Raw genomic sequence first — 5,986 nt, 5'->3', positions numbered from 1 at the left:
CCACCAGCACGCAGGTGGAGACGATCGGGTTCTCGCGCATGCCCACCCGCGCGTCGAAGGGGGGCTTGGCCTCCACGCCGGCGTACGCCCCGAAGAACTCGGTCCAGGTCGCGACCGCGGTCACATCCGGGTTGGCGCGCAGCGCCTCGGCGCACCGGGACAGGAACGTCGGCCGCAGCTCGTCGTCCTGGTCGATGAAGACGAAGGCGTCCCCGGTCATGTGCTCGAGCGCCAGGTTGCGTGCCGCGCTGACCCCGCGGTTGGGTTGGCGCAGGATGCGTACGAGCTCCGGCTCGCGCTCGCGCCATCGGTCCAGACAGCGGTCGACCTCCGCCGAGCCTGATCCGTCATCCACGAGGATCACCTCGTGGGGAACTTGGTCCTGTCCGAGCACCGACGAGAGGCACTCGTCGAGGAACCGCACGTCCCGGAAAACCGGCACGGCGACGGACACCTGCGAGGCCCGTTCGGCGTCCCACGCCGCGACGGGCGGTGCCAGATGCCCACGACGGTCTGGCGCTGGCTCCCGGCCTGGTGGAGCCGTGTCACCGCCCAGCAGGCGTTCGAGGTCGTCCTCGTTCGTCCACGTCTCGGCGTCCGGCCACATGCTCGCCGCGACGCTGCCCTCGGCTGCCAGGACGCGAGCGCCTCGATCGCGGTGGTGGACCACCTCGTCGGGCGGCGGGAGGAACGGATCACCCACGATCACGACGTCACCGGGTTCGGACACCGCCGTCCGCGTGATCGTCTCGCCCAGCACGGCGCGGACGCCGGCGAGCGCATCCCAGCTGGTACCCGTCCACACCCGGTCGGGCCGGTCGTCGTCGGAGATCGCGACCGCAATGGGGGTGCCTCGTGCGAGTAGTCCCGTGAGCGCCCGCAGGATCTGCGGAGTGCGGGCCCGTCGCGACACCGGTTCCGGGATGCGAACCCTGAGCGGCCATCCGCCCGTCCGTGACGGCGACCGCGGGGGTTGGGCGGCGGGGACGACGAGCTGCGAGGCACAACCGAACTGCTCGAGGGCTGCCATGGCAGCCGGGCTGCACGCGACGACCAGTTCCGCGAAGCGGTAGGCGGCGAGCTCCCAGTCGATCCGGTACTCGTCGTCGTCGGGGAGCCGCCCGGTCACAGGGCCGATGGCGGCCAGCTCCAGCACCAGGCTGTGGCCCGCGCCGATGACCACGTGGCGGCGATCGCCCGGTGACCGCATCCGCTGTTCGACGGCGAACATCCCCGCGTGGCCGTCCGTGTCGGGTAGAACCACGACGTCGCCCGCTCGGGTCCGCCGTTCGAGCTGTCGAGCGACCCGCCAGGAGGCGATCAACGGCCCCGGCGTGGCGGCGAAGGCGTCGCGCAGCCAGCGATCGGACCGAGACAGCCGCCGTGGCAACCGGTCGGTCGGGATGTCGAGATGCTGCACGGAACCGCCGGTGGCGGTTGCCACGGCGTCGGCTACGTCGGCCATGAGGGGATCGGTGGTCCCGTCGACGCGGACCAGGACCGTGCGGCCCTGGGAGTGGGACCGCCAGACCACCAGCCAGGCTCCGGATGCGCCGTCCGCCGGAGGGTAGTTCACTGTGGCCGTGTCCGGATCCGCTATCCCCCTGCTCGCCTCGGTGGTGCCGTCGGCCGGCACCCCACTGGAGCGGACCCTGCGCGGACTGGACCAACCGATCGAGTCGCATGCGCTGGGCACCGACGGCACGTTCGACGTGCCCGGCTCGGTGACGCACCCGTGGGAGCTCGTCGACCTGCCGGAGCGGTCGGTCCGGTTCAGCCTCAGCGACGACGATCTGGTCGCGCTCGCCACCCCGTCCTTCCTGCGACGGGTCGCCGAACTCGCAGGTCACCGCGAGGTGCTGTTCATCGACCGCAACTGCCTGGTCGGTTCCCTCCCGCTCCTCGACCCGTTGCCCGACGGCGTCCACCTGGAGCTCTTCCCGGCCCTGGCGGCCCCGTTGGCGTCCACGAAGGGTTCTCTCCGGGCTGCGCTGGCGGCGGGTGCGGGGCGACCGACCGGCGCGGTGCTCCGGCTGCGAGGAGGCGGTCCACTGGGATCGATCCTCGACGAGTGGGACACCTGGCAGCGTGCGCACTACGTCGCACGCCCAACGGCGGCGCTGACAGCGTCCGCCGCGGAGTACCTGCAGGCACTGCCAGCCCGCAGCGCCTCGGTACGGTGGAACAACCGACCGGTCGCGGCGTCGTGGAGCGACCTGCGGCGGGACGTCGACCGACCACCGATCGTGGACACGACCGGCCTGGTGCGCTACCAGGACACGCCCGATGCCGCACTCGACCTCATCGAACGCCGCACCCACGACGCGGACATCGTCAGGCAGCTGATGGCGGAGGTCGCGGACGGCCAGACAGCGCACTGTCGCCTGCGCTACCGCTCGGGGGCGGGCGTCACAACGCTCGCCCGCAGCTCGCTGCGAGCCACCGACCCACTGGGACGCAGGTGGGAAGATCCCTTCGACGACGGTCCCGATGGGTTCTCCGCCTGGCTCGGTGAGGAGGACAGCCGAGGTCTGTGGCGCTTCGCACAGGGGCTGTACTGGGCCAGGACCGACCTGCAGGCGTCGTTCCCCGCGACCACCACGACGGTGCGCTCCTTCCAGCACTGGCTCGCCCGTGAAGGGGTGGGGACGACCAGCGCAGTGGGAGAGCCAGACCGAGGTGGTGTCAGGCAGCGGGTCGGGCGCCGCCTGCGGCACGCCGTTGGGCGGGCGGACCCCACGCTCGCGGGCCCCCGCCAGCCCCCGCAGCGGGCACACGGCGTGAACGTGGTGGGCTACGCACGGTCCGAGAGCGGTCTGGGAGAAGCGATGCGCGCCACCGCGGGCGCCCTACAGGTGCTGCAGGTGCCGACGTCGGTCGTCGATGTGGGTGAGCGGATCTACTCCCGGCGCGGGACCTTCCTCACCGAGCTCGATGAGGTGGGGTGCCCATACGACGTCACGGTGTTCCACCTCAACCCCCTGGAACTGCTGGGCTACCAGCCGGACGAGCTGGCGTACCGCTTCGTTGCGTCGCGACACGTGGGGTTCTGGGCGTGGGAGACCGATCAGCTGCCGGCAACGTGGAGACCCGGCCTCGCGGCGGTCGACGAGGTGTGGGCTCCGAGCGGGTTCGTCCGCGACGCGATCCGTCCCCACACCGACAAGCCGATCCTGGTGATGGGTCTTCCGGTGGCCCCGCCGGAAGGACTCGACCCGGACAGGGCGCGGCTCGGGCTACCGGACGCTGCGTTCCTCGTCACGTACGTCACCGACGCGTTCTCCGGCCTCGAGCGGAAGGATCCCGCTGCGGCCGTGCGGGCGTTCGACCGCGCCTTCGACGGTTCGGAGGATGCCCATCTGCTCCTCAAGGTGAGCAACCTCGAAAAGTTCCCCACCGCGGACGCGCAGTTGCGCGACCTCGTCCGGGATCGGCCGATCACGTTGATCGGCGGGTACCTGACCCGACGTGAGGTGTGGGAGCTGCTGGGATGCAGCGACGCGTACCTGTCGCTGCACGCGGCTGAGGGGTTCGGTCTGACGATCCTGGAGGCGATGGCGCTCGGTGTGCCCGTCGTCGTCACCGGTTTCGGCGGCAACCGAGATTTCACCGACGCGACGACCGCCCTGCTGGTCGACTACGACCTCGTTCCGGCGCGTGGCGGCCCCGGAGGCATCTACTCGGGTGCGGGTCGCTGGGCGCGTCCGGATGTGGACCAGGCTGCGGCGCACCTGCAGCGGCTCGCCGGTGACGCTGCGCTGCGTGAGCGTCTGGGTGAGGCGGGGCGACGACGGGCGGAGTCGTACTCACCGGTCGCCTACGCCGATCGCGTCGGACGACGTCTGGCCGAGTTGGGCATAAACCCCCGCGGGCGCTGAACCCGACGGCAACAGGGAGGCCACCGCATCGGTGAACATCCGGCCGATCCTGACCCAGTCGTAGGTCTCCGCCAGTTCCCTGGCGGCCCTTTGCAGACCCGCGGGCGGGCCGCTTGCGAGCAGTTCAGCGAGCGTTCCCACGAACGTGTCCAACCCCGCGGGTACGTAGTGGGTCCCGGCTTCAGCGGCCGTCCCACGGGCGCCGAAGCGCGAAGACACGACGGGGACGCCGGCGGCGAAGTACTCGAGGATCTTCAGGTTGCTCCCCGACCCGGACAGCATCGGGTTGAGAGCCACATCGGCGGCGGCCAGCAGCGAGCGTTTCGCCTCGTTCCCGACCACTCCCACCAACACAGCGTTGGGTGGCACGTCCCACTTTCGGTAGTAATCGGCGTGGCTCCCAACGAGGAGGAACAGGGTGTGGGGAAGCCGAGCCGCGCAGTGCAGGACAACCTCGGCTGCCTCCAGGTTCGGTGGGTGCCAGCTGCCGAGGAAGATCGCCAGGTGCTCCGCCGCCCGACCCCCCGCCAGCCCTGCGTGGCGTCGCAGCCAGCTAGCTCGCGCGCTGCTCCGCGCCTCGCCGGCGACGAACGGTGTCCCGGCAACGTCGACACCGTTCGGCACCACGACGACGTCGTGCACCCCGATCCCGTACCGCCGCGCCAACCCGGCGGCGTCGGACGAGGTCGTGGCGGTGACCAACGCGGCCCGCTCGACGGCCGCTCGTTCGACCTCTTCGACCCGGGCCTGCAACTCCGTTCCGGCCGGCCCGGACGGCAGCGCCCGGCCTTTGAGGTCCGCCTCCACGTTGTGCGCGTCGTACACCACCGGAAGCCGCAGCCCCGCCATGCGAACCGCCGGCTCCAGGTAAGGGTGAGCCAACACGATGGCGCCTGCGTCGACAGCGGCGCGGTGCAGCGCATCGACGTAGGCGGGTGTCAGATCGATCCGCATGGCAGCGACGATGTCGGTGACCGGGATCCAACCCACCGCGCGGGAGCGGTCGTGCTCGAATCGGTCCTGCTCGGCCGATTTGGGGATCACGGTCTCGGCGACACCCGGGGCAACCACGGTCTGTCGCGCTGGTTGCTGGTGATCCGCGAGGCTGACGAGCTCGACGTCGTAGCGATCAGCGAGAGCGCCGTACAGCTTCGCCGACCGGATCTGGCCGCCACCCCGCGGCGGATGAACGACGTACGTCGACGCGACGACGATGCGGGTGCGTCCGGGGCGGCGGGCCGGGAAGCCGCCGTGGCGGGCGACCGGCTGTAGGAGACGCGACAGAACCCGGTCCCAGGTCACCTGGCGCGCCATCTCGGTCCCGATGCGACCCATCTCGCGAGCCGCTCGAGGATCACCGGCGAGCCGCTGCAGCGCCCAGCCGAGCGCTCCCGGGGTCGGCTGCATCACGAACCCGGTCCGGCCGTGTTGGACCAGCTCGGTCGGACCGCCGGCGTCCCGCGTGGTGACCACGGGTTTGCCGCTGCACATCGCCTCGAGTGTGACGAGACCCAGGTCCTCGTCGGCCGGAACGAACGCCACCGCCAACGCGTCGGCGTACAGTCCGACCAGCTGCTCGGATGTCACGTGCCCCACGAACTCGATGCGCTCATCTCCGCTCGCTCGCGCCCGGAGGCGCCCCTCATCCGGGCCGGTTCCGGCGATCTTCAACCTCGTCGGCGCGTCGACGTGACGCATCGCCTCGATGAGGAGGTCCACGCGTTTGGGGTGATCGAGGCGGCTGGCCGTGAAGAAGTACTTGAACCGGCCGCAGTGCAGCCCTTCCAGGTTCGACGGAGGGTGGACGACGCCAACGTGGGCCTCTTTCGGGAAGTACCCCGGACGTGTCGCGACCGTCCGGGAGATGGCCAGGTGACGGCGGACCTGGGACGGTGACAACGCGACACGGTCGAGCCAGTGGACGATCTCCCGAGCGAGCGGGCCCGGGAAGGCGAACGCCGGATCCTGCGGGCCTCGCCGTGTGACGATCTCTTCCCAGAGGTCGAAGAAACCGGCGAGGTCGGCGCGAGAACCTCGGCTGCGCAGGTACTGCTGCAGGGCGGCGAGGTCCGCCGATCGGTGGTCAACGCGTTCCGGCAGGCCGGTGA

Annotated in this window: 3 protein-coding genes; 1 reads left to right on the top strand and 2 read right to left on the bottom strand. The window is 70.9% G+C overall.

The features are described 5' to 3' along the window. A partial coding sequence (locus tag M3N57_04230; GenBank protein ID MDP9021904.1) for a glycosyltransferase family 2 protein occupies positions 1 to 1,534 on the bottom strand: 1,534 nt, incomplete at its 3' end. Positions 1,535 to 1,583: 49 nt separating this feature from the next. On the opposite strand from M3N57_04230, the gene M3N57_04225 reads away from it, so the two are divergent. Then, complete coding sequence (locus tag M3N57_04225; GenBank protein MDP9021903.1) at positions 1,584 to 3,878, top strand: glycosyltransferase family 4 protein; 2,295 nt, start codon at positions 1,584 to 1,586, stop codon at positions 3,876 to 3,878. Here M3N57_04225 and M3N57_04220 read toward each other — a convergent pair. Beyond that, positions 3,807 to 5,986 (bottom strand): glycosyltransferase (locus M3N57_04220; protein ID MDP9021902.1); only part of this gene is annotated, 2,180 nt, incomplete at its 5' end. The genes M3N57_04225 and M3N57_04220 overlap by 72 nt on opposite strands.

It is taken from the genome of Actinomycetota bacterium, assembly GCA_030776725.1.
GTDB lineage: Bacteria > Actinomycetota > Nitriliruptoria > Nitriliruptorales > JAHWKO01 > JAHWKW01.
The sequence above is the reverse complement of the archived record's forward strand: the minus strand, read 5'-3'. Positions and strand labels throughout refer to the sequence as shown.